Annotated in this window: 26 protein-coding genes; 6 read left to right on the top strand and 20 right to left on the bottom strand. The window is 56.4% G+C overall.

Features of this window, described 5'->3' with window-relative positions:
• Position 1: 1 nt before the first annotated feature.
• Positions 2 to 511 carry a MarR family winged helix-turn-helix transcriptional regulator gene (locus ACLBKS_RS02840; RefSeq protein WP_410191272.1) on the bottom strand — a complete coding sequence of 170 codons (510 nt, stop codon included), beginning with the start codon at positions 509 to 511 and terminating at the stop codon, positions 2 to 4.
• 140 nt (positions 512 to 651) lie between these two features.
• Positions 652 to 1,074 (bottom strand): helix-turn-helix domain-containing protein, encoded by a 423-nt coding sequence (locus ACLBKS_RS02835; RefSeq protein ID WP_410191271.1) that lies wholly within the window; start codon positions 1,072 to 1,074, stop codon positions 652 to 654.
• Positions 1,075 to 1,158: 84 nt separating this feature from the next.
• Here ACLBKS_RS02835 and ACLBKS_RS02830 point away from each other — a divergent pair, with 84 nt between their 5' ends.
• The 3 genes from ACLBKS_RS02830 to ACLBKS_RS02820 are packed head-to-tail and all read left to right on the top strand — an operon-like array spanning position 1,159 to position 2,519.
• Complete coding sequence (locus ACLBKS_RS02830) at positions 1,159 to 1,659, top strand: DUF2938 domain-containing protein (protein WP_410191270.1); 501 nt, start codon at positions 1,159 to 1,161, stop codon at positions 1,657 to 1,659.
• Positions 1,660 to 1,701: 42 nt separating this feature from the next.
• Positions 1,702 to 2,283 carry a flavodoxin family protein gene (locus tag ACLBKS_RS02825; RefSeq protein ID WP_410191269.1) on the top strand — a complete coding sequence of 194 codons (582 nt, stop codon included), beginning with the start codon at positions 1,702 to 1,704 and terminating at the stop codon, positions 2,281 to 2,283.
• Positions 2,283 to 2,519, top strand: coding sequence for a DUF2798 domain-containing protein (locus ACLBKS_RS02820; protein WP_410191268.1), 237 nt, complete (start codon positions 2,283 to 2,285; stop codon positions 2,517 to 2,519). Before ACLBKS_RS02825 ends, ACLBKS_RS02820 begins: the two co-directional genes overlap by 1 nt.
• A 180-nt stretch (positions 2,520 to 2,699) precedes the next feature.
• Here the strand turns inward: ACLBKS_RS02820 and ACLBKS_RS02815 are convergent, their stop codons facing one another.
• The 11 genes from ACLBKS_RS02815 to ACLBKS_RS02765 form a co-directional block, all read right to left on the bottom strand.
• A complete protein-coding gene (locus ACLBKS_RS02815) occupies positions 2,700 to 3,653 on the bottom strand; it encodes a hypothetical protein (RefSeq protein ID WP_410191267.1) in 954 nt (317 codons plus the stop codon).
• A 461-nt stretch (positions 3,654 to 4,114) separates the two neighbouring features.
• Positions 4,115 to 4,819, bottom strand: a complete 705-nt coding sequence (locus ACLBKS_RS02810; protein ID WP_410191266.1) for a hypothetical protein — start codon at positions 4,817 to 4,819, stop codon at positions 4,115 to 4,117.
• 101 nt (positions 4,820 to 4,920) lie between these two features.
• Positions 4,921 to 5,319: a hypothetical protein gene (locus ACLBKS_RS02805; protein WP_410191265.1), complete on the bottom strand. Its 399-nt coding sequence runs from the start codon at positions 5,317 to 5,319 to the stop codon at positions 4,921 to 4,923.
• Between the two features lie 57 nt (positions 5,320 to 5,376).
• Positions 5,377 to 6,033, bottom strand: coding sequence for a hypothetical protein (locus ACLBKS_RS02800; RefSeq protein WP_410191264.1), 657 nt, complete (start codon positions 6,031 to 6,033; stop codon positions 5,377 to 5,379).
• 84 nt (positions 6,034 to 6,117) lie between these two features.
• Complete coding sequence (locus ACLBKS_RS02795) at positions 6,118 to 6,645, bottom strand: HNH endonuclease (RefSeq protein ID WP_410191443.1); 528 nt, start codon at positions 6,643 to 6,645, stop codon at positions 6,118 to 6,120.
• A gap of 401 nt (positions 6,646 to 7,046) precedes the next feature.
• Positions 7,047 to 8,750, bottom strand: coding sequence for a hypothetical protein (locus ACLBKS_RS02790; RefSeq protein ID WP_410191263.1), 1,704 nt, complete (start codon positions 8,748 to 8,750; stop codon positions 7,047 to 7,049).
• 124 nt (positions 8,751 to 8,874) lie between these two features.
• Positions 8,875 to 9,120, bottom strand: coding sequence for an HNH endonuclease (locus ACLBKS_RS02785; protein WP_410191442.1), 246 nt, complete (start codon positions 9,118 to 9,120; stop codon positions 8,875 to 8,877).
• A gap of 1,072 nt (positions 9,121 to 10,192) precedes the next feature.
• Positions 10,193 to 11,269 (bottom strand): hypothetical protein, encoded by a 1,077-nt coding sequence (locus tag ACLBKS_RS02780; protein WP_410191262.1) that lies wholly within the window; start codon positions 11,267 to 11,269, stop codon positions 10,193 to 10,195.
• A 209-nt stretch (positions 11,270 to 11,478) separates the two neighbouring features.
• Entirely contained in the window at positions 11,479 to 12,879 is a 1,401-nt protein-coding gene (locus tag ACLBKS_RS02775) for a hypothetical protein (RefSeq protein WP_410191261.1), read from the bottom strand.
• A 203-nt stretch (positions 12,880 to 13,082) separates the two neighbouring features.
• A complete protein-coding gene (locus ACLBKS_RS02770; RefSeq protein ID WP_410191260.1) occupies positions 13,083 to 14,381 on the bottom strand; it encodes a Y-family DNA polymerase in 1,299 nt (432 codons plus the stop codon).
• A gap of 19 nt (positions 14,382 to 14,400) precedes the next feature.
• Positions 14,401 to 14,838 carry a LexA family protein gene (locus ACLBKS_RS02765; RefSeq protein WP_410191259.1) on the bottom strand — a complete coding sequence of 146 codons (438 nt, stop codon included), beginning with the start codon at positions 14,836 to 14,838 and terminating at the stop codon, positions 14,401 to 14,403.
• Positions 14,839 to 14,876: 38 nt separating this feature from the next.
• On the opposite strand from ACLBKS_RS02765, the gene ACLBKS_RS02760 reads away from it, so the two are divergent.
• The 3 genes from ACLBKS_RS02760 (at position 14,877) to ACLBKS_RS02750 (ending at position 16,781) form a co-directional block, all read left to right on the top strand.
• Positions 14,877 to 15,521: an SOS response-associated peptidase gene (locus ACLBKS_RS02760; RefSeq protein WP_410191258.1), complete on the top strand. Its 645-nt coding sequence runs from the start codon at positions 14,877 to 14,879 to the stop codon at positions 15,519 to 15,521.
• A 42-nt stretch (positions 15,522 to 15,563) separates the two neighbouring features.
• Positions 15,564 to 16,388 (top strand): endonuclease, encoded by an 825-nt coding sequence (locus ACLBKS_RS02755; RefSeq protein ID WP_410191257.1) that lies wholly within the window; start codon positions 15,564 to 15,566, stop codon positions 16,386 to 16,388.
• A 156-nt stretch (positions 16,389 to 16,544) separates the two neighbouring features.
• Positions 16,545 to 16,781, top strand: a complete 237-nt coding sequence (locus ACLBKS_RS02750; protein WP_410191256.1) for a hypothetical protein — start codon at positions 16,545 to 16,547, stop codon at positions 16,779 to 16,781.
• 168 nt (positions 16,782 to 16,949) lie between these two features.
• On the opposite strand, the gene ACLBKS_RS02745 is transcribed toward ACLBKS_RS02750, so the two are convergent.
• From ACLBKS_RS02745 to ACLBKS_RS02715, 7 genes are all read right to left on the bottom strand, one after another.
• A complete protein-coding gene (locus ACLBKS_RS02745; protein ID WP_410191255.1) occupies positions 16,950 to 17,393 on the bottom strand; it encodes an HAD domain-containing protein in 444 nt (147 codons plus the stop codon).
• 130 nt (positions 17,394 to 17,523) lie between these two features.
• Positions 17,524 to 18,444, bottom strand: coding sequence for a hypothetical protein (locus tag ACLBKS_RS02740; RefSeq protein ID WP_410191254.1), 921 nt, complete (start codon positions 18,442 to 18,444; stop codon positions 17,524 to 17,526).
• 7 nt (positions 18,445 to 18,451) lie between these two features.
• Positions 18,452 to 19,270 carry a metallophosphoesterase gene (locus ACLBKS_RS02735; protein WP_410191253.1) on the bottom strand — a complete coding sequence of 273 codons (819 nt, stop codon included), beginning with the start codon at positions 19,268 to 19,270 and terminating at the stop codon, positions 18,452 to 18,454.
• 112 nt (positions 19,271 to 19,382) lie between these two features.
• On the bottom strand, positions 19,383 to 19,991 hold the full coding sequence (locus tag ACLBKS_RS02730; RefSeq protein ID WP_410191252.1) for an HAD family hydrolase: 609 nt from the start codon (positions 19,989 to 19,991) through the stop codon (positions 19,383 to 19,385).
• A gap of 44 nt (positions 19,992 to 20,035) precedes the next feature.
• Complete coding sequence (locus tag ACLBKS_RS02725; protein WP_410191251.1) at positions 20,036 to 20,881, bottom strand: NAD-dependent deacylase; 846 nt, start codon at positions 20,879 to 20,881, stop codon at positions 20,036 to 20,038.
• On the bottom strand, positions 20,881 to 21,096 hold the full coding sequence (locus tag ACLBKS_RS02720) for an antitoxin Xre/MbcA/ParS toxin-binding domain-containing protein (protein ID WP_410191250.1): 216 nt from the start codon (positions 21,094 to 21,096) through the stop codon (positions 20,881 to 20,883). The genes ACLBKS_RS02725 and ACLBKS_RS02720 overlap by 1 nt, the downstream gene beginning before the upstream one ends.
• On the bottom strand, positions 21,093 to 21,365 hold the full coding sequence (locus tag ACLBKS_RS02715; protein WP_410191249.1) for a DUF433 domain-containing protein: 273 nt from the start codon (positions 21,363 to 21,365) through the stop codon (positions 21,093 to 21,095). The genes ACLBKS_RS02720 and ACLBKS_RS02715 overlap by 4 nt, the downstream gene beginning before the upstream one ends.
• Positions 21,366 to 21,398: the final 33 nt, after the last annotated feature.

Below are 21,398 nucleotides of genomic sequence, written 5' to 3'. Positions count from 1 at the left end.
CTCATGCCTCCCGCGCCCGTTGCAGCAATGGCCTCTCTGCCAGCGCCTTTTCAAGCGCGGTGAGCTGGGCGAGCAGATCACCCTTCAGGCCCGAGCAGGCTTGGGCTACCGATGCCTCGATGGCCGGCCATGCCGCGCTCTTGGCGCGCTGCACAAGGACACGTCCCTTGCGGCTGAGGCCCACCCGCCGCACTCGCCGGTCATCCTCGCTCGTCTCCGACTGCACGACGCCATCGCCCTCCAGTCCGCCCAATGAGCGCGTGACGACGGGTTGGCTAACACCCACCGCTTGACTTAGATCGCCCACGCTCAATGGGCCCAGCCGGTCCAGCGCAGCAAGCAGCGGGAAGTGGGCTGCTGGCTGGTCGAAGCCATGCGCTGCGAGCACCGCTTGCGTCTGAGCCTGCAGCGTCTCGCCAATACGCTTCAAGCGCGTTCCGAGGCTCAAATGCCCGAGTTCCTTGACGACATCTTCGATCACGACGATTTCTTTCAGCAATATGCATAGCATGATATGTATATTAAAAGACTACGTCAATTACTGCTTGCTCGATGGAATTGGGCGCCGGGCAGCAAATCGGCAGAAGGTAATGGTCGAGATGGACGGTTCTCAGTTGAGTCTGAGAACGTTGTCCTCACATCCCCGCGATTTCAGACGCTCCGCGCGTTCCGCGCCACCCGGTCCGCCAGTGAGCCATCCGTTGCTGCCTTCAACAGACGCCTGAACGATGGGCATTCCATATGGCTAGGAGCCGGGCAATTGGCGGCATGCCGCAGTCCCCGACTCATCGCTCGCAGCTTGATGACCAACGCGTCTATCTGATTGGCCTTGGATTCCAGCATTGTCCGTTTGATGTCGGGTCGCCGGTCCGGCGTGAACATCCGGGCGATCTCGTCCAGTGAAAAACCCGCCACCTGTCCAAGCGAAATCAGCGCCAGCTGCTCCAGCACGCGTGGCTCGAACGTGCGCCGCAGTCCGTTGCGTCCCACGGAGGCGATCAGGCCTTTCTCCTCGTAGTAACGCAGGGTCGAAGCCGGAAGGCCCGACCGCTTGGCAACTTCCGCAATGTCCATGATCACAAAATGCCTTGACTTCAAGTTGACTTGAATTTCTATAGTGCCTGGACCGCTTCATCAAGTCAACCTGAAAGGCGCTCCATGACATTCCTCGAATTCCCCCTTCTGCGCGCAGTGACCATGGGCATCTGCGCCACTGTGCTGATGGACATGTGGTTATGGCTGCTCAAGGCGTGTGGCGTTCCGGCCCTCAATTTCAGACTGCTCGGTCGCTGGGTCGGGCATATGCCGCGAGGGCGTTGGGTGCACGACAGCATCGCCAAGGCAATCCCTGTGCGCGGTGAATTGACACTGGGCTGGCTCGCCCACTATCTCACCGGCATCTCCTTTGCGCTGCTGTTCACCGGGTTGTGTGGTCCGGCGTGGCTGAGCGCGCCGACGTTCTTGCCCGCCCTGACCTTTGGGATCGGCACCGTGGTGTTGCCGCTGTTTGTCATGCAGCCGGCCATGGGCGCCGGCTTCGCCTCGGCACGCACACCTACACCAGTTCTCAATCGCCTCAAGAGCCTGGCCAACCACACCGTTTTCGGGCTCGGCCTGTATGCGGCAGCGTTTGCTGCAGCTGTCCTGGACCAGGCCTGACACATCACTCCCAATTCCTTCATTTCATCCCAAGGAGCCATCATGAAAAAGATCGCCGTCATCTTCCACAGCGGGCAAGGCAATACAGAGCAATTTGCCAAGCACGTCGTCGCGGGTGCCCAGAGCGTGGCCGGTACCGAAGTCGGCCTGCTCAAAGCGGAAGATCTGACCCGAGATCCCGACAGCTTGACCGCGTTCGACGGTTGCATCTTCGGTTCGCCCACTTACCTGGGCGGTGTCAGTGGTCCGTTCAAGTCCTTCATGGACGCCACCGGCGGTTTGTGGCGCACGCAGCAACTCAAGGGCAAGCTCGCGTCGGGCTTCACCGTCTCGGCCTTACCCTCCGGTGACAAGCAGACCACGCTACTTTCTATGTTCACTTTCGCCATGCAGCACGGCATGATCTGGGTGGGCAATCCCTTCCTGCCGGAACAGAATAGCGGTGTGCCCTACGAACAGGCGATCAATCGCTTGGGCTCATGGACAGGCTTGATGGCGCAGGCCGGCCATTCGACCCCAGGGCAGTCCTATGCACCGGGCGACCTGCGCAGCGCCGAGGCCTTTGGCCGGAACTTTGCCAGCGTGCTGGTCCGCATGGTAATGCCCAGCGAGGAGGCAATCTGATGCTGCCCGCCCGCTACGCCCCCATCCTCTTCGGCCTTATCCTTTCAGGGCTGATGTCATTGCTGGTTTCGGCCATCTCGACCTTGCGCGCGGTTGGACCGAAGGCCGACTTCCTGGATTTTTGGGTCGGTGCCTGGCTAACGGCTTGGCTGATTGCCTTTCCAGTCGTGCTGCTGGTGGCTCCGCTCACGCGACGGGTGGCTCAGCACCTCGTGGGCAAGTCGGGGCTTGACTGAATCAACTCTAGTGGGGAACCCATGCGCTGTTGCCACTCAATTCCGGGGGGACGTCGCGTCGTTGCAAAGTCGAAAACAATCCTTGCAGAGCGCCCGACTCGATCTGAGAGGCTGCACCGCAGCGATTGCTGCCGGTCGTCTCGGAACCCTGGAGGTCTGGTTTCGACCAGTAAGCCGCCGCTAGGCTTCATACGTGGCGAGCCTCATATCCATAGACGAAAACCACTTCTCTCTCTCTTCGGTGAGCTTCTTGGCACGATCAAGCAGCTCTACTGAAATCCCGTTCACGACCTCTTTTAGCTTCTTCCCGGGATAGGAAATGTGTGGGATCACCCAGTCGCGAAAGGCTTTGACATCCTCCCCGTAGAAGAGCTCCCAGGCCCCGCAATGAAACCCGGTGCTTGCACCTTCGGAGGAAACTCTTACACGGGTGTAACCGTCCTGCCATAGGCAGGCGGCAAGTAGCTGGAGGATTTCATTGCTTGGGCGACCTTCATCGAGCTCGGGTAGGAGGAGATGTTCGTACGCCAGACAATCTGCGATAAAAACGTTGGCAATCAGCGGAATGCGGATGCCCTTTTGAAATGTTGTGGTGGTCACGAGATGAATCTCGCGAAATGGTGATGCGATCAGCCTCTTACGCGGAAACAAGGGCTGAAAAATCTTGTAGAACCGTTCGCCGGATTCGTGATGAAACAGGTGCGACTGATCTGTGATGATGAGATCAGCTTCATTGCAGCTCTGCTGGTACTCTGGAAATTTGCTCTCCTTCTCAGCGATTCGCTGAAGTAGCAGATTCATAGTTTCTGCAGGAGAGCGAAATTTCTGAACGATGCCGGTTACCTTGTCTACGATCGAGCCATCTGCATTAAGAATCGTTAGTTCATCGACTCGAAGGGTTCTCATATCCGCTTGGTGAACTGGTCTAGACCTGCTCAAAAGGGAATCGGAATAGCCGGGCAAGCGCTTTAACTTTGCGTCAGACTCACTGGAGTAGAGGTTAGTCACTTCTATGCCGAGCAAAGAGTTGTCCGGCGTCTTGAGCAGAAAGTCTGGACGTTCAAAGTCTTGAGCGGAAGTGGCGTCCGAGCCGAACACCCGCTGAAGCTGGAGGCGCTCCTCTGCTTTTTGCATTCTGGAATCTATGAAGCCTAGCGTTCGACATAAGGGACCTGTCGAAGGCAGGTCCCCTTGACGGAGGGGCTAAGCGCACGAGTGGATGAACTAGGCATTCGGTAGCCCCAAGGCGGTGAGCTCTTGCTCGCTCAGCTTCAATTGAACTGCTACCCACCGAAGCTGGTTCCAAAACTGGGAGTCTCGAAAGGAAGTGGGAGCGCATTGTTGGCCTAGGCCAGCCAAGTATTCAAGTGCGAGTCCAGTCTCACCAACGTATCGCAGCTGCAAGTAGTTTGCCAATTCGGCGAGTAGTTGCTTCGCCACGTTGGGACTCTCTTCGCCTCTCATCACCAACGCATCGGTGAGAAGACTGCAAGCAAAGTCCAGTCCATCTTCGACCGATGAGGTTGCTATCTGCGGTTGTTCTGTGGGATTCGACATGTGAAAGACTGGGGTGCCTAACGTTTGACATGAGTGGCTCACTCGTTGGCCTTGAAGTACTTCTCAAAGAGACGTGCACTCCATTGAACTGATGGATCGCGGTTTAAGCTTATTTCGAAGAAGTCTTTAAGGTCATCTTTGAGGCGATCGATCGAATTCTCGAAGAAGAAATTCTTTGCCCGCGCATCGGCGATCTCTCGATCGCTATTCTGAACTCCCGTATCAGCCATGAGTGCTGGTGTTGCCTTGTTGTGCACCACGACGTTTCGAATGGATCTGCATTGCAGCGCAGAGTTCCTGAAGCGATCTGGTATTTCAACTTCCAACAAAGGCAAGATAACATCCAGTTTTGTATCAAAGCTCGTTCCCTTCAGGGCATCCGTGATCTTGCTGCTCGAGAAGTCGCGGACTCTCATCAGTAGCCTGATCAACGAGTTGACCTCAGCCTCAAAGAGCGTAAACAGCAGGACAACAGCTGAGCTGAACCTTTCTTGTGAAATGCAGTGCGCAACAAGAGGGATCTCTTCTTCAATCTGGGTGAGATAAATCTCGAAAGCGTCGTCGCGCGTGTTTCCGAGTGAAGTCAGAGCCTTTGCGAGTTCGGCGCGAGTGACCGTCTCTGGATCAAACTCTCCCAAGTAGACCATCCGAGCGATTGGCAACCCAATGCTCGCGAAAAGCATCTGATTCCGTTCCTCAAGTGAAACCAGGTCTTCGGGGTCTTCGAATTCTTCCGAAGTCATTTGTGATGCCTAACGTAGAAATGCCCGGTGGAAAGTAGGCGGGCGAACGCCCGCCGATAAGACGTCCATGTCGATGGAAGGGTTAGGCGCCGCTTTCATTGCTATGGAACATAGATCATTTGGATCTTGAAGGCGAAAGCGGAACCATCTTCTGTGACCTGCGCGGCAAGTACCAGATCGCTTTGACCTTCCTCTCTTGTCCATAGATCAATCAGAACATCCCAATGGCCACCGGACCAGATGCAAACAGAAGTGTGCCAAGTGTCTTCCGGAAGTTCTGCCAGTGTGGCTCCGTAGTCTCGGATGTTATTCTGGATATGTTGTGCTGTCTCTACTGAAACTGGTGACACGGCTGGGATGCCGCAATTGATCTGATAGTCGTGCACGGCGAATGCTTGGACGACATCTCGAAGGGCAGCTCTCCATTCCGTTGGGATCGGTCTTTGGTGCTTCCCATCTTTGAGAGCGAGAACGGGACCGCTGAAACTATTGTCTTCCATGCTTCGCGATTGGTTTCTGCGGCGCCTTGCCGGTATGTGTCCGCGTTGAACGACCTGTTAGCCCGCACGGCGCCCTGCCGCTAGTTCTTCCGGAGTCATGCTCTTCGTCTGTCGGTAGCCATCCAAGTAGTGTGCCAACATCGCCGTAGCTTCGCGAAAGCACTCCAGAACTTCAATCCAGCTGAACTCGGGAAACCTGAGATCAGTCTCAGAGATCTCGATCTCCATGGTTCGGTTGTCGCCAAAGCGGGCGACGGCGCTCGTGATATGCGAGCCGGAGAAGTGGATGTAGCCCGAGAGGTTCGCATACACGTCTGGCAGCCACGGGTAGTCCGGCGCCCTCGTCGCAACCAAGTACGCGTCGGTCAGACGTTCTCCGCTCCGACTCTTCATGCGGTCAATGCGCTCTCCTTTAAGAATGTTCGTCGCGAAGTCGTGAGGCTTTTCGACGAGCCACGCTGAAGAGAATCGGAGCGATGTGTCGATGTGAGTTCGAAGAAGCGTTCTGGCGCAAACCATGTTCCAGGCCTTGACCATCATGACCATTGCGGATGCTGTACTGATACTTCGCTTCAGAGCACCAAAAGCCATGAGATCGAGAGGAAAGAAGGCCCCTTCGCCGAGTCCAAGCTTCAGCAGAGACTGCCTATCATCGGTCACCGCCGTTAGCAGTGCCTGGACACGCGGGCCTTGTTCGGGAAGCTGATCCTGCATTTCGCGAGGGCTAATGTTGGAATTCAGCGGCCAGCACGGCTTTTCGCGCAGGTCCGGTGGAATGATGGGTTGAGCCTCCGATGTTCATCGCCTTGCGTTCCCCCTTGCACGCACGCCCTTTTGGGGTGCCGCGATACCGGACAGCCTCTGAAAATCTTTTGCCTTCAGTTTCGGAAAGCCGAGTTCCCTCTTCTTTTCACGGATGTTTGCGACACTGCTATCGATGAGTTCGTGAATCTTGCGAATGTGATCGTTGACTAAATCCCAAAGTTCGGGGGGGACTTGTCGATGTTGGTGATATGAGGTCGCACACCAGAATGCGACCAAAGAACGCTTTTCTTCAAACTCAGCATCGTTCGTACATTTCTTGCGGAGGTACTCCTCGAACGGTTGGTCTCGCCTTTCGTGGCAATTGCAGCGCGTGCACGATGGGATTCGATTTGCAATGCAGTTGATTCCGTTCTTAGAGCGTGGAACAACATGATCGAGAGTGAAGTCTTCTTTCAGAGAAATAAATTCCTTCCCGCAATAGAAGCACTCGTATCCGAAATAGCCAAGCATTTCGTCGATTTCGTTCCATGTGGGTTCGAAGTCAACAAGCGACAAGAGCATGCGCTTCACAGAATTCTTGCTTATGGAAGGGCTAGTAGCCATGAGAGGCCCAACTTGATATAGACGTCAAACCTGTCTGTATAACAAGTCCGACTGACAAATAACAAAGTCCGAAAATTCAAGAGAATTTTATTGCAACTCAATGAGTTACGAAGATTTCGAGTCAATTCAATAGTAATAACAAACCGGGCAACTCCGTCAGCCCTGGGTGTCGGCTTTAGGCCAGATCGGCCCTTCGGAAGACTGAAGTTAACCGACCGCAACCAGCCTAAACCGGACCTCGCCTGGTGGGCGGCGGCTGTGCAGCGATATTGGACCGCAGAACATGCGAAAGCAAAGACTGCAATCTATAGCCAGCGGACACTCGGAGTGGTCTAATTTGTCGTAAGAAGCGGATCAGGCTAGGGTTGAGCTGAGGGAGGGTCAAGCTCAAGGCACATGTAGCTCGGTTCGCGTCTCAATCCTTCTGCTGGAGACGTGTGCACCAGTCGCCGGTTCTCTGGGTCAAAGGTCATGCCGTCCACCAAGCACGCCGCAGCGACGCGTGGGTTGTACCCGTGCAGCCAAACATAGTTTTTCCTCGTCCAGGCTAGCACGGCCCTTTGGAGGGCCCGACTGTCCTTGTCGTAGTCGCCCCGATTGACCGTGAGTCCCATGACGTTCAGACAGAAGCCCAGAATCTTTGCTCCCCTGAAGTTAGGAGTACGCTTCATTTTGACAATCTCGTCGTACAGGAGCCTCCGCACCTTGAATTTCACCACCTTACCGGCCGGGTCATCCAGGCGATTAGAGTTGAACAGTTCGCTCCACACACAGTTGTGCTGGATCCACCAGCATTCCCGCTTCGGCGATCGGACCGCTGATGCGTGGAAGATCACTTCGAAAATCATGCTGGCTATTTGATCGTAGAAAGACTCGCGCGGGTGTCCGTATCTCTCCCTCACACGAATTCGGACATAGTCAGGTACTCCCTTCTCGCCAAGAATCGTGATCGAATTCTTGATGAACTCGACGACGACGCGAAGACGACGGGTCGAGTCGTTGTCCCAAGTGCTGGTGAGTCCGTCCAACTTGTAGAGATCTGAGGCGGCGTTCTCGATGTGATCTTTGGCGCGAAGCAGCACAGAAGAATGGTTTCCGAAATCCCCGGTGACGAAGCTGCGGAGGGTCATCAAGACCACCCTACAGTAAGCCTCCCATTGCTCGGCATCCAATTTCCTCTCGCCAACAACGTCAGGATCAAGGAGGGTCCCGATCGCTTCGACCATTGGATAGTTGGCGAACATGGCCTGACTAAGAGGCTTGTGATAGCCGATCAGACCCGACTCATAGCCCTCGGCCTCGTGGTAGAGAAAAGAGTCCTTATTTGCTAGTGCCTCGTTTACTATGTTTTTGGAGAAGGTCTCTACCTGGATGCCGTGCTTCCTCATGTTGGCCATCGCGTGGAACACTGCCAGTGCGGTGCCCGGCGACGACTCAACGATTGCCCGGCACAGCCGCTTGTCGGCGATGAGCAGAAGTAGATCGTTGGCGTATCCCTCAACTTTCGGAGGTGGCTTCTTGTTCTTGCCTTCCCGCTCTAGCCGATACTTCCTCAGTCTGCCTCTGTCCGTGGCGTAGCGAACTAGCGGACGAGCCGAGTAGGCTAGTTCGTCAGCTATGACGGCAAGCTCGGCCGGCGAGCCTTTAATGATGAATCGATACAGGGTCTGCGCGAAGCGCTCAGCGTTGTGCCGGCCGTATGTGGGTGGCCGGATGAAAGCGAACCATGTCCAGGTGAGGAACGTCAGCAGGAATAGTCCGCCCAGAACCGCTTGCCACGACGCAGGCGTCAGGAGGTCGCCCTTTGGCACGAGCCACTGCTCGGCGCGCCAGAGGTCCGTCAGTAACGTGAGCATACCAACGATGGCGACGACCGAGAACGTGATACCCAGCAGAGGTAGAGGCGCAGTTCGGACCCGGAACCGATAGCGAACGTCGGCGATCGTCCAGGCCAACACCATGAGCGCAAGGCCTGCGAGGAACTCCGAGTAGCCGAAGAATTTCTGCCCGCTGCTATCGAGAGGGATGAAGCAAACGCTGAGGAAGCACTGCTCAACGGCCACCAGAAAATCCTCCTTAATCCGCTTTCTCGAAATGTAATACCTGCAGTGTAATTATTCCTACCCCGACGCCCCTGGCAGCTCATACTTCTCTCGCGAAGTCAAGAAGGGCATCGTATTCGCCGCGTCATTCATCAAGAGAGAAGAACTTCTTCGCGAACTCTTCAACGCTTAGCATGGGTATAGTCCGATGGATTGCGCGATGGCAACTAGGACACAGAACAGCCAGGTCCCTCACGTGGGTCTTGGTCGGTGACTCCAGTTCTGAAAGGGGGACTCTGTGATGAACCTCCCAGACGGCGGGGCCAAGGCCAGGATATTTGAGCGCTGAGTATGAACCGCACGCCTCGCACTTCAGCCCGTTCGTTGTCATCGCCAATCGACGCTTTTCGTCAGCAAGTAACGGATTACGTTCGCGCCGTAGATGGGAGATGAGATTCTTCTGTCCTTCAATCGCCCCTGCATCGACGTCCGTTCCAAGCGTCGGCCCTAGCCCCGCAACAAAGTTTGCAAGCTCAAACGGCATGACTTCTTGCCGCAGCCTCTCCCATGCAGCTCGATTTCCTAATCCTTGAAGCGCATCCAGGCCTCGCTCGATTGCGTCATAGTCATCACTCGAGAACTTCCAACCCCGTGACTGCTGAATGATTGCATCACGGACCGTTGATGTAATTCCGGGACCCGACCACGCTTTAGGGTTGACTTCCCCAGAACTCGCCAGCACAGCGGTGAGAGCAAGCAGAGGTTTGCGTGAGTAGGCTGCTGCGGCATCTAGCAAGTCGCACATCTGGGCCACAGCGCGAGCATCCTCCCTAGGGCGCCCGATTTGCTCTGCCATGCTCGCATATGTCAGTGGTTTATCCCCAGTCCTATCAGTCCTCAGAACCGCCAGTATCTTCCGGGCCCCCTCATGTTGCACCGATGCACTCATTGCTATTCTCCCGAAGACTAGGCGTAAAACAACGCCCAATCGATGTGAATTGAATGATAGGCGGGGTTCGCGTGCTGGCCTATGGGTCACTCAATGACTGTTGCCGCAGGAAGTTACCCATGGTGCTTGGAAACCAAGGTACTGCAATCAGCTCGAACCAGATACGCCTATTGGATAGCGGTTGTGCAGCGATTGTGGCCGGTCGATCCCGAGCCGACACGTTCCGTGTGTAGTGCACACAGCGGTCATCCGCGTGCCCACGCCCTTGGTCGACACGACGGCTGGTATCAGGTGAAGATCCGACATGAGCGGCACGCCAAATCTCCATTGCGACTTGTAGGCCCGCTGTCGGGGAGTGCGAATAGGTGCTTCCGACCCGTTGCGGACGATCGCTAGTCAAGGAAGCGGACATTCAACGTAGAGCTAAGGGGGCGGAGACGGCAAGCGAAGCTTGCTGGCGTAGCGTCCCACTTCAGCGCCATGTTATGCCTCTCGCGCCGAAAGCGACCAACGACTACTTGGGGCCAACACAATACTGTGTATATTTGCCCCACTGCGTACTTGCCATGCCACCACATGCCTGATCCTTCGGCCCCCAGAGAATATGGCCTTCAAGAATATTCCCGTGGCCTACGCAACCGCAAACTGTGAGACTCGAAGCTGAAACGCATTGATCTTTGTAGGTGCCCCAATCTGGGATGCCACCACAAGCACTGCCTTTAGGTCCCCAAAGACGTACCCCCTTCGGGCCTCCATGCCCAGTACATGAGCAGACTTCTGTGGGTGCAGGCACTGAAGAATCTGCTAGGTACTTGCCCCAGGGCGCGATACCGTTGCAGTCTGCACCTTCTGGGCCCCAAAAATGTACCCCGTTAAGTCCCCCTCGACCGATACACGAACCCAGTTTGACCGGCCTGACTGTAGTGGGTACTGACATTGGCGTCGCTGCAATTTTCAGTGTTTGGCTAGATCCGCCTTCCGGCGTGAACGTCATTAGAAGATCTCGCGATGGATCACGAGAGAAGTGCCAATCACGAGTGGTGTTTGGGTCGATCGATTGTGGACTTAATGTTTTTCCATCTGCGTGGACATTAACTTGCCGCTTTTTGGCTGCTCCTTCTGGACGCCATGAGCAACTAACAGCAATATTTTTTTCGGTGAATTCAGCAACGTCGCAGACGAAACCTTGTTGACTCTTTATGCATTGTCGTTTGCATGCGCCCCAATCAGTAGTGCGAACGGTACTGAACAGGAGGCTTTCAGACTGTTCTGCATTTAGTGAGAAGTTGGTGCTTGAAATGTAGCTGCGCCTCTTTTCACTGAAATCGCTATAGTTCGCGGTACCACTCACAAAATCAATGATGTCAGCTCCAGCAGAACCATCTCTCTTGATCTTCTCGTATTGCTTCTCGTCAATTTGCTGGATAAATGCCAGTTTTACTTGGCTGCTCGAAGAATATTTCACCAGTTCCGGCGCCAGGCCCGCATTGCATCCACATGGATCGTTCAGTGCCGCCTGAGCAGATAGCACCCAGAAAAGGAGCAATAGGGCGGAAACACTCCTCGCCAATGGAATAAAGATTGTGTTCATCTGATCGACTCCTTTTGAGAGGAACATTGGGGCATAACGCAGAGTTAACCGGCTCGCGGAGGCAAGGCGCACTGGCCGCGAAGCGCATGATGAGCCTGGGCGCCTCGCGGCCAGTGTGCCTTGCCGTAGCGACGACGTCCCCCCCCAGAGTTGAGCAGCGGTTGAGCTTGGAGTCCAATCCCAAACGAAACGCGATCACGCGCGCGTGACTACGTCGCGTTCGGCAAGGCCCACACGGCGCCGACCGAAGCGCCAGGCATCACGATGCAGGCGTTCCCGCGCGGACCGTCGGTGCCGAGCGATAGGATGAGTTCGCTCGAGTCGAACGTGGTGCCGACGATGTACATGAGCGGCACGTAGACGAAGTCGACGATCGTCGTCGCGACGCCGGCCGCCGTGACGTACGCGACGCTAGCGTCGCTGAGCACTTGAACAGCGGTCGCATCGGTGTTGTTGGTTAAGCGCGCGGGGCCGAACGCTCTGAGCGGGACCGGATTGAAATAGGTCGAGCCTGTGGCCGTGTACCCAGCCACGGTACCCGAGACGTTCGCCAGCGTGCCCTTAGCCGGATCGAAGCCGCGTGAAAACGTCAGCTGCAACGCGACGCCTGGGGCGAAGTTCGGAGCCGAAAGCACGCCTGTTTCCGGGTCGAAACTCATCGACGTATCGAACCACGCGCTCGTCGAGGTGACGCCGTCCAATGAGTACGCGATCCCCACCGAATAGGTGAGCGCGCCGTTCATGCACAGATACTGTCCCCCGAGCGATACGAAGGCGCCGCTCGCGATGGAGGGGAGCGCGTAGTAGCCGCTGAACTCCGCCAGAGCCTGCGCGTTCGGTGCGGTGATGGGCGTGGGCGTAGGGGCCGGACCACCGCCGGGGATCGAGAAGAGATTGCGCGACAACGAGGCGGCTGCCGGATCGACGTCGTTGCACGCGAAGCCCTGGCCCGTTGCCGTTCCCATGATCAGCTTCGGCGGCACGGCCGCTGGGCCGGAGGGACCGATCAGGTTGAAGTAGTACATATTGCAGTTGTACGTGAAGCCTGAGACTGCGCTCAATACGCCTTTGCCATTGCCCCAGTCGTACAGAATCGATACCTGTCCGGTCGCGTCCGCGCTGATCGTGGCGACCTTGATGGGGTCGCCTCCACCGGATGCAGGCAGAAAGTAGTCGCCAGCGAACAAGGCCATCGGAATCGGATTGTTGTAGGTCGATCCGGCGTACTCGATCTTGACCTTGCGGCGCTGCGTCAAGTGGTAAACCAAGGCGATCGACACGGTTGCCGTGATGCCGAAACCCTTCGAGGGCCGCGCGAACACCATGTCGATCTCGAAGTGGTGGCCCACCTGTTGGACAAGCCGTGTGCCGTCGAAGCTGCCATCGAACGGCAGGGTGAATGAGTTCTTGCCGTCCAGGCAGAAGATCAGATTCACGGCGAGCGCCGCGGAGTAAGGGCTGGCGACAACGGTGATATTGCCATCGACCGCGAAGAAGGCACCTCGCGCGCCTTCGAGAGCGTAGTAGCCGTTGAAAGCGAGCAGTCGTTCCGCATCAGGCGTAGCGGCAAGGCCTGCGTTCGCGCGGGCGTCGGTGCTTGTATCTGGCATGTCCGTCCCCTTCTCCATTCGATCCGACCGGTAAATGATAGGAACTGTGACCCCGGCGCATGCCGTAGCTTTCTGCCCATCTCCTCGTCAAATAGTAGGCAGCGCTGTCGCAGATAGATATCCCCCAGAATGGGGATAGAGAAAAAGAACTTAGAACTCAATCTTGAACTGCCTCGGATTTCGGAGAGGCCATGTGGTTTGAGTCACGCCTTCGCAACCGGAATCTCGGAGATCTTTGTCGTGTACCTGGGCGTTCTCCTCTCTTGCTTCATCGCCCAGTTCCGAGGCATGTCGCCAGTTCCAGCGCTTCCGATGATTACTGTCCCCCGGCCGAAGCGGCGATTGAGTCCATCCATCGCCGTCATCAGCCGTCCCCGGTTCTCGCAAAGTTCCGGCTCTAGATCCAACTCACCTTGCAGCACGCTTGCGTCTGACAGATCAATCAGCATGACGCCGGCCTTGGCAAACTTGAAGCCTGGCCGATAGATCGCTCTCAGACCGATCAACGCAGTCTCGACCAAGGCCGCTGTGTCAGCCGTCGGGCGGCGGAGCGGAACGATGATCGAGCGCGAGTACTGCTTGTCTGGCCGAAACGGGCTGGTCCGAACAAACGTAAGAACTTGGCCCGCATGACTGCCCTGCGCGCGGAGTTTCTCAGCGCCACGACTCGCAAAGGTTGATACCGCTTCTTCCAGCTCATCGAGATCCATCACTGCACGGCCAAACGAACGGGTGCACGCGATTTCTTTCTTGGCCGCTGGGGCGTCATCCATGTCGATGCAAGAGGTGCCCTGCAACTCGCGCACTGTGCGTTCCAGTACGACTGACCATCGTCGGCGAACGGTAGCGGGATCAAGCCGGGTGAGTTCTAGTACGGTCTTGATGCCCTCGTCTTCGAGTTGTTGCCCGATGCGCGGACCGACCCCCCAAACCTCTCGCACTCCGGTCGTTGAGAGCACCTGTTCTAACGCTTCGCGGTTCATTGCCGCAAGGTCGCATACCGAGCTGAGCTCAGCCGGGTAGCTACCCGGCTTGCGCTCTGCCGTCTTGGCAATGTGGTTCGCCAACTTGGCCAAGGTCTTGGTCTGCCCAATCCCCACGCAGGTCGGCAAGCCTGTCCATTCCAGGATACGTTGCCGCAGGCGCCGACTACGTTCGGCCAAGTTGCCTCGGATTCCGGAGAGGTCAACGAACGACTCGTCAATCGAGTAGACCTCCTGCCGGTGACCAAGACCACCGACCAGGCTCATCATCCGGTCAGACATGTCGCCGTACAGACCGAAGTTAGCCGAGAGCGCGACGAGTCCTGCGTCCTCCTCCATGTGCCTGATCTCAAACCAGGGCGCCCCCATCTTGATGCCAAGTGCTTTCGCTTCGTTGCTACGCGCAATGGCGCAGCCGTCGTTGTTGGACAGGACGATGACTGGCCGCCCGTTCAGATCGGGACGGAACACTCGCTCGCACGAGACGTAGAAATTGTTGCCGTCAACCAGCGCGTACACAGAAGTTCCCCTCGCGTGCTCACTTGCGGTACTGATTGATGCCGGCAGTCACCACACCCCAGATCTCCAGCGTCTGTCCGTCTTTCGGGGTGATGTCAGGGAAGGTAGGGTTCGCGGCTTTGAGCTTGGGCCTCCCTCCACGCTTGTAGAGGTGTTTGATGGTGAACTCCCCGTCGACGATAGCGACGACGATGTCCATGTGCTGGGGTTTGAGCGCGCGATCCACGACAAGGATTGCGTTGTCGTGGATGCCTGCGTCAATCATGGAGTTGCCGCGGGCTCGGATCAGAAAGGTCGCTTGGGGATGGGTGACGAGAACCTGGCCGAGATCGATCGCTCGTTCCTGCAAGTCCTCGGCTGGTGAGGGAAAGCCGGCCCTGGCGCTGCCCATTTCGGGCAGCACCACAGGGGTGGAGCTCAACAAGACTGGCGTGCCTTGTAGCGGTATACTGTACATAGATACAGTATAATAATGCACCTTCTTAGAATCAAGGCATGTGCAGCAATTACCTGGCGCCGCCACTTGCCGCGATCTACAGGGAGAAATTTCGGGCCGAGCCACCATCGGGACCGGGAGCCCTCCATGTCTGGCCAGGGTACGAGGCAGGGTTTGTCAGAAAAGAAGCTGATGGCCGGCGAGTCGCCCGATTGGGCCGATTTGGGATGGTGGCTCCTTGGGTCAAGGAACTGAAACAGGTTCGCAGCACCTACAACGCCAGGTCGGAGACTGTTTCGGAGAAGCCAAGCTTTCGCAACGCATGGAACAAGGGACAGCACTGCATCATCCCGGCCATGTCGTTTTTTGAGCCCGACTGGCGCACTGGCAAATCTGTCCCGACCCGGATCGAGCGCAGGGATGGAACGCCCATGGGGATTGCCGGTCTGTGGGACCGTTGGACATCACCTGACGACGAATTGATCTACAGCTTCACGATGCTGACCATCAATGCGACAGACCACGCCGTCATGAACCAGTTCCATCGGCCAGAGGACGAGAAGCGGATGGTCGTGATACTGCCGGAAGACCAGTACGAAACCTGGCTCGATGCCAAGCCGCAGGAGAGCATGGATTTCATGCAGGCATATCCCGCTGAAGCGATGTCTGCCATCGCGACCGCTGAGAACCTCCAGTTGTTTTGACGCAAGGCAGCGTGCGTGAATACTGATGTCAGTTTGACGGTCATGCAAACGCCTGTTTCACACAAGATCGATGCAGCCATGCTGGAGGGGTTGCCACGCACCTCGGGCGTCTACTTTTTCTGGGGCAGCAGCAGCACGCTGCCTTTGTACATAGGCAAGAGCGTGGATATCCGCAGCCGAGTCCTTTCCCACATCAGGGCAGAAGACGAGGCGGAGATGATTGCCCAGACCAAGCGCATTGACTTCATTGAAACGGCCGGTGAGATTGGCGCGCTGTTGCTGGAAGCGCATCTCATCAAGAAGCACGTCCCGCTCTACAACATCCGACTGCGGCGTCAAAAAACGCTGTGCTCGATCCGCTTGGACGAATCTGGCTCTGCCCTCAATCCGGAGATCGTTTCGGGCAACGATAGGGACATTGCTGGGGCGGACGATCTCTACGGTCTGTTTGGTTCCGTTCGTGCGGCGAAGGAAAAGCTGCGGGAGCTGGCCGAGCAACATCGCCTGTGCATGGGCTTGCTGGGACTGGAGAAGATCAGTCGACGCGGTTGCTTTGGGCTTCAGCTCAAGACCTGTCTGGGCGCTTGCGTGGGCAAGGAGGATCGCCTTGCGCATGACCAGCGTTTGCTCTCAGCGCTGCTGGATCTCAAGGTGCAAGCCTGGCCTTATGCAGGTGCGGTCGATTTGGTAGAAGAGTCTGAAGGATGGACTCAGCGGCATCGGATCCAGGACTGGCGGTTTCTGGGTACCTGGTGCTCGAAGACGGCTACCTTCGCTGAGCATGAACGCCATGGCTTTGACCTGGACACCTACAAGATCCTGGTGCGTCCCATCATGCTGGGGACCGTCAAGATCGAGCCGGTATGAAGCATCAGCTGGCGCTTTTTCCAGCTCCAACTTGGCCAAAGGGCTGATCGTCAAACCGGCCCCGGCTTGGTTTTCAGGGCCATTCAAAAGTCAAAGACGCCGGTGCAACTGAGATCCGGACCAAATCTATAAACGACGCATTGGGAAAGAATTCATATGAAAAACCGCACTCCCTCATTGATCGACTATCACGCAACCTTGGTGCTCGACACAGGTGAGCTGGTAAATATCAAGTGTCCGGACACGGCGCAGGACGAGCTTTTGGATTCCTTGGAGAGCGCACTGAAGCTCGGCGCATGGTGGGTCGCCAGCCGTATTGAGGGGTGCTCGGTCGACTACCTCGGAACCGCTATGGAGCGAGTCAACATGCGTCGTGTGGTGGGAATGGCTTGACAACCAGTGCACGCTCGCCTGGTGGCGACGCTGCGCGAGCATCCGAATCAGCTTGGTGCGACGCAGTTCTTTCCGTTCCCGATTCTCACCCGGGAGTCAATCCGGTGACTGTCCATCTCCGGGCTCATCGGTTGAAGATCGTTGTGCGATCACTCGGGATCATGAGTGTCATTGCACACCTCTATTGGCGTGTAGCCAAGCAAGCAACTCGCGCTGAACACGTTCATCCGAAACTCCCTTGCGGCCATCGCAGAGGATCAGCTCGGCTGGAGCAGGGTTGGGGAACTCGAAGGCTTGGTCATCCAGGATGCGGAACGATTCGACCCACGATCGATTGCGCCTGAGCCAGTCCTGGATCGAGACCCATCGGTCCAATGTGGGCAGTGTGACTCCCAAGAAGACGTCCTTGCCGAGACCAAGGCGCTCACGAAGATACTCAGGTTTATGGGTTCGCCGATAGGAAGAATGGATAACGATCTTGCAGTCATCCCGATTTGAGATCAGGTCTTTGAGGATGGGGAGCCAGACGAACTCCCGCATGGATGCACCTTTCCCTATCGTGGCATGCAGCACGCCGTCAAAGTCCAGGAATATCACTTTGACCTTTACCATTCCCTTTTCCTCCGTTGTTTTAAATCGACCAGAGTTTGCTGTAGTGCGCTGTGGTCCTGACTATGAGGTAGTTCAACAGGACACAGGGGTGGCTCTCGTCCTCTCTTTGAGATCAGGTGGTCTCGATTTCCTATTCGAGAATCAAAGTTCGCCGCAAGGTTTCGAGACAGTTCCCGTCTATAAATCGACTCCTCCAATGCCCCGCAGTGTGGAGATGACATAAGCCTGCGGCCTCCTCGGCTTCGGCCTGTGTGAGACCAAGGCAAGATGCCGTAAGAGATTTTTTGTGCATTTCATGAAACGGGTAGCAAGTTCTTTTCGAATCCAGTCTCTGCATGTTGGTGCGGTCGAACCCGAAGCCAAGAAAGCAAACGGCTTCTGCTTCCAGCAGTAGGCGCTGTGCCTTCAGCAAAGACGGCTCATCTTCTCTGGCCTCAGGGATCACTTTCAGCCGCGCGGCACCGTCACGTACTCGTCTGTAAGTCACGGTCTTTCCATAAATTTGATAGCCAGGTGACTGAGGAAGTGGAGAACCAATGTCTCCATAAACATGGACGACTTGCAACTGCTCAAGCTTCTCTGCCGCCTGCTCTATTGATTTGTCATACGTACCCATCATCGCCAGCAAAAGAAAATGCTCGAATGATCGGTCGTAGTTGAAAGTCACGACTGCAAGGTTGTCGAACGAAAGATCATCCCAGTTGCGGCCCGACGCGAGACGATTCCAAAGGTAGTCGTACCAATCCTGCTCGTTGGCGCTGAGTTTCGAAAGGGTATCCCGCTCGAAAGACAACAGAATGCCTGCGATGGTCATCTTTCCGATTTCCACCATCTCTGGCCGGGCGGCCAGAAACGCGTCTATGGAGTACAGACGTGAGTTCCTGAAGGCTTGCTTGAAGTTCTCAAAGTCCACCTCGGAAATCTGACCTTCAGCATGCAATATGTCTGAGCTGGCGTCCAGGATCCTTAGGCGAAGTTCAGAGCCCAAAGGGAACCCATACGGAGCGCTAGATCCAGCACCCAGTACCAGAGTCGTCTTTTTCTTGATCATGGATGGACTAGATTTCGATCAGTAGCTTGGGGTTCCACGCCGGATTCTCAAACACAGCGATGCTCATGTCACCAGGCTTCTGAATATCAGGGCCGTTCTGGATGTACCCGGTCGGGTTGGATACCACCCTGCATCGGCCAACTCGATAGTCAAAGCTGTCATGGCAATGCCCGTGCAGCCAAAAGTCCGTTTGAAACAGGAGTGGCGTGAGGTCACTCACAAAGCATGCGTTGAGTAGATCGCCGACAAAGCGTCTATGCACACTGAGCGGGTGCGGAGCGTGATGCGTGATCACGACCGTCTTGCCTTGAAATGGCTTGGCCAGCTCCGTTTCCAGCCACTTGCGGCTAGTCAGATGGGCTTCCAGCGTCTGTTGCGGCGTGAGCTGACCCGTCTTGGTCTCAATCCGATAGAAATCGGCGAGGCGCAGGCTGCCCGCGAGCATGCTCTGTTCACGGGTAAGTCCGCGCAGTTGAAAGTCAGTCCAGAGTGTGGATCCCAGAAAGCGTACCCCGTCGAGCACGAGTTCGTTGTCATCGAGGAAATGAATGCCGACTTCTTCACAGGTGTGACGGAGCTCCAGACGGGTTTGCTCCCACTTCCGAGAATAGAACTCGTGGTTGCCGGCGACGTAGATCACGGGTACAGGCCAATCACCGAACAGCTTCACAGCCTGCGTGCCGCGATGGATGTCCCCAGCCAGTACCAATATGTCAGCACCAGGTTCAGGATGAACGATCGTCTCAAGACCGAGCGCGCTTTTATCTCCCCCAGACTGCTTGACCAGGACCTCTAGATGCAGATCGGACGCCAGTTGAATCTTCATGTCGTGTGACGGTGTCGGTAGGTGAACAGATTTCCTGGAAATCGCTTGAAAACGCAGGTATCTTCCTCAGGGAACTCTCACGGGAGTCCGAACCTCCGTAAACCGGGGCGATTCACAATTGTCTTTGCGCGAGCCAGGTTCGGGAGAATGCCAAGAGGTCCTTGTGCCTCGAGTCGATGTGAGCAAGCAACTCACCAGTATTCGGTGAGCCATTCACCTCGCGCGTGATAAGCGCACGATGAATGCCAACATCCACGCCCACGAAGTAGGGCAAATAGTCGTCGACGAACGCTACCGGCCTGAGCGCGTTCAGAGTGCCAGCCTTTGGACTCATTGGCGTTTCGACGTTGTCCGTCGCGTGGACCATTTCGATTGGAAACCCATGGGCATGCAGGTTGCGCTCGCGTGCCGTTCGGAACTCGTCCGGCAGCGCCGTCACGCAGACCAACTCGAATCCTGCGCTTGCGAGCGACTGACACGCTTCGACGGCTCCTGGCACCGGTGGGATAGACGCCCAGAAGTTCGAGTCGAAGGCGCTGCGGAACTGGGCCAGCCGATCACCTTCCAGGCGCTCCACCTGCCAGCGATCTATTGGCCAGTAGGCCAATGGATCCCGTTCCAGGGGATACACGCCAAAGGCTTTCTGCCAGGCACTGGCATATGCCAGACCGTAGTCAAGAAGCACGCCATCGGCGTCGAGTGCGATGATGCCCCTGCTCATGTCTTGGAGTTTTTCAGAGGTGTCTGTTCAGACTGGTGCCCAACTCAGTCCCGTCCCTTCTCAATCAAGCCCCTGAGTTCGGCATCTGATACGGGCAATGAGGGCGTGCGATCTCGCATGTACCGCCGAACTCTTTGGACTGCTTGAGTTGGTTCCAGCAAGTCCGCCTTGTCTTGCGCGGTCAGAAGCAAGCGCTTCACATCGGCCATTCCCACTGTGGCTGGGCCGATCAGTAGCGTCCAGTCCTCGAAGCCACCTCCATCCAAGCCCAGGTTACCCAATGAATGTTCCTTGTTCACGAGGAACTTGGGCGAGGCACGCCTAGCGTCGTGGACCAGGCCTGCTGCCGGGTACACATTCAACGACGTGCCGACGACGATAAAGACGTCGGCCTTGGTAACGATCTCTTGTGCTATCGGCATCAGTGGGACCTCTTCCCCGAACCACACGATGAATGGCCGCAGTTGGCCTCCGGTAGGTCCCAGGTCACCGATCTTCAGAGGTTTTGCGTAGGGGTAGGTCGCGCCCTTGTCGTGCTGCTCGCAGACTTTCATCAGTTCGCCGTGCAGGTGAACGATCTTTGAGGAGCCGGCGCGCTCATGCAAATCATCCACGTTCTGGGTGATGACGGTCACATCGTAGGCCTGCTCCAGCTCCGCAATGGCGTAGTGGGCGGTGTTGGGCTGGACCGTCTGGAGTTGTGCCCAGCGCTGGTTGTAGAACTCGAGCACCAGCGCTGGATCGCGTCTCCACGCCTGGATGCTGGCGAGGTCTTCGGGCCGGTGGTTGTTCCAAAGGCCGTTCGCATCCCGGAAAGTGGCCAGACCACTTTCGGCAGAGATGCCTGCTCCGGTGAAAACAACGAGCGACGGCTTGCGTGGGGTCTCCATCACGGAAATCCTTCCTGGATCTTATCCAGAACGTCTCTGACCCACTTGCGACCTTCAGGAGTACTCATCAGGTCGATGGGCCTGGTGTTTCCCAAGGCAACTACCACGGTACGCATCCACTCCTGGGATTTCTCTTTGGTCCCGAAAACTTCCTCGGCAAAGGCAAACAGCTGGTCTACATCCCAGCCATCGCAGGTGCCGGAGAAATCTTTCATGATCGAGAGATGAGTTGAAGCGTGATCTTGCTCACGAGCTGTGCGCCAGGGTAGGTTTCGCTGAGGCGCTTTGATGGCCAATTGCGTGAGTGCGATGCCGCATAAAGCTGCGCGGCCAAGATGTGCTCAGCTGTCAGGAATGGATAGGCTGCATACAGACGCTTCACGTCCACGCCTTGCTCCAAAGAACCAAGAACGTTGTCGATGGGTACTCGCGTTCCGGCGAAACAGGGTAGTCCGCCCATCACATCAGGATCAATACAGATCATTGCTGTGATGCTCCATTTGAAGTCGATGCCAGA

It is taken from the genome of Hylemonella sp. W303a (assembly GCF_046452315.1).
Classification (GTDB): Bacteria; Pseudomonadota; Gammaproteobacteria; order Burkholderiales; family Burkholderiaceae_C; genus Hylemonella.
This window is presented reverse-complemented; position numbering and strand designations above follow the sequence as displayed.

Coding starts and splice junctions, on each gene's coding strand:
- ACLBKS_RS02840 (WP_410191272.1), bottom strand. CDS start 511: ATGCTATGCATATTGCTGAAAGAAATCGTCGTGATCGAAGATGTCGTC.
- ACLBKS_RS02835 (WP_410191271.1), bottom strand. CDS start 1,074: ATGGACATTGCGGAAGTTGCCAAGCGGTCGGGCCTTCCGGCTTCGACC.
- ACLBKS_RS02830 (WP_410191270.1), top strand. CDS start 1,159: ATGACATTCCTCGAATTCCCCCTTCTGCGCGCAGTGACCATGGGCATC.
- ACLBKS_RS02825 (WP_410191269.1), top strand. CDS start 1,702: ATGAAAAAGATCGCCGTCATCTTCCACAGCGGGCAAGGCAATACAGAG.
- ACLBKS_RS02820 (WP_410191268.1), top strand. CDS start 2,283: ATGCTGCCCGCCCGCTACGCCCCCATCCTCTTCGGCCTTATCCTTTCA.
- ACLBKS_RS02815 (WP_410191267.1), bottom strand. CDS start 3,653: ATGCAAAAAGCAGAGGAGCGCCTCCAGCTTCAGCGGGTGTTCGGCTCG.
- ACLBKS_RS02810 (WP_410191266.1), bottom strand. CDS start 4,819: ATGACTTCGGAAGAATTCGAAGACCCCGAAGACCTGGTTTCACTTGAG.
- ACLBKS_RS02805 (WP_410191265.1), bottom strand. CDS start 5,319: ATGGAAGACAATAGTTTCAGCGGTCCCGTTCTCGCTCTCAAAGATGGG.
- ACLBKS_RS02800 (WP_410191264.1), bottom strand. CDS start 6,033: ATGCAGGATCAGCTTCCCGAACAAGGCCCGCGTGTCCAGGCACTGCTA.
- ACLBKS_RS02795 (WP_410191443.1), bottom strand. CDS start 6,645: ATGCTCTTGTCGCTTGTTGACTTCGAACCCACATGGAACGAAATCGAC.
- ACLBKS_RS02785 (WP_410191442.1), bottom strand. CDS start 9,120: ATGACAACGAACGGGCTGAAGTGCGAGGCGTGCGGTTCATACTCAGCG.
- ACLBKS_RS02780 (WP_410191262.1), bottom strand. CDS start 11,269: ATGAACACAATCTTTATTCCATTGGCGAGGAGTGTTTCCGCCCTATTG.
- ACLBKS_RS02775 (WP_410191261.1), bottom strand. CDS start 12,879: ATGCCAGATACAAGCACCGACGCCCGCGCGAACGCAGGCCTTGCCGCT.
- ACLBKS_RS02765 (WP_410191259.1), bottom strand. CDS start 14,838: ATGTACAGTATACCGCTACAAGGCACGCCAGTCTTGTTGAGCTCCACC.
- ACLBKS_RS02760 (WP_410191258.1), top strand. CDS start 14,877: ATGTGCAGCAATTACCTGGCGCCGCCACTTGCCGCGATCTACAGGGAG.
- ACLBKS_RS02755 (WP_410191257.1), top strand. CDS start 15,564: ATGCAAACGCCTGTTTCACACAAGATCGATGCAGCCATGCTGGAGGGG.
- ACLBKS_RS02750 (WP_410191256.1), top strand. CDS start 16,545: ATGAAAAACCGCACTCCCTCATTGATCGACTATCACGCAACCTTGGTG.
- ACLBKS_RS02745 (WP_410191255.1), bottom strand. CDS start 17,393: ATGGTAAAGGTCAAAGTGATATTCCTGGACTTTGACGGCGTGCTGCAT.
- ACLBKS_RS02740 (WP_410191254.1), bottom strand. CDS start 18,444: ATGATCAAGAAAAAGACGACTCTGGTACTGGGTGCTGGATCTAGCGCT.
- ACLBKS_RS02735 (WP_410191253.1), bottom strand. CDS start 19,270: ATGAAGATTCAACTGGCGTCCGATCTGCATCTAGAGGTCCTGGTCAAG.
- ACLBKS_RS02730 (WP_410191252.1), bottom strand. CDS start 19,991: ATGAGCAGGGGCATCATCGCACTCGACGCCGATGGCGTGCTTCTTGAC.
- ACLBKS_RS02725 (WP_410191251.1), bottom strand. CDS start 20,881: ATGGAGACCCCACGCAAGCCGTCGCTCGTTGTTTTCACCGGAGCAGGC.
- ACLBKS_RS02720 (WP_410191250.1), bottom strand. CDS start 21,096: ATGAAAGATTTCTCCGGCACCTGCGATGGCTGGGATGTAGACCAGCTG.
- ACLBKS_RS02715 (WP_410191249.1), bottom strand. CDS start 21,365: ATGATCTGTATTGATCCTGATGTGATGGGCGGACTACCCTGTTTCGCC.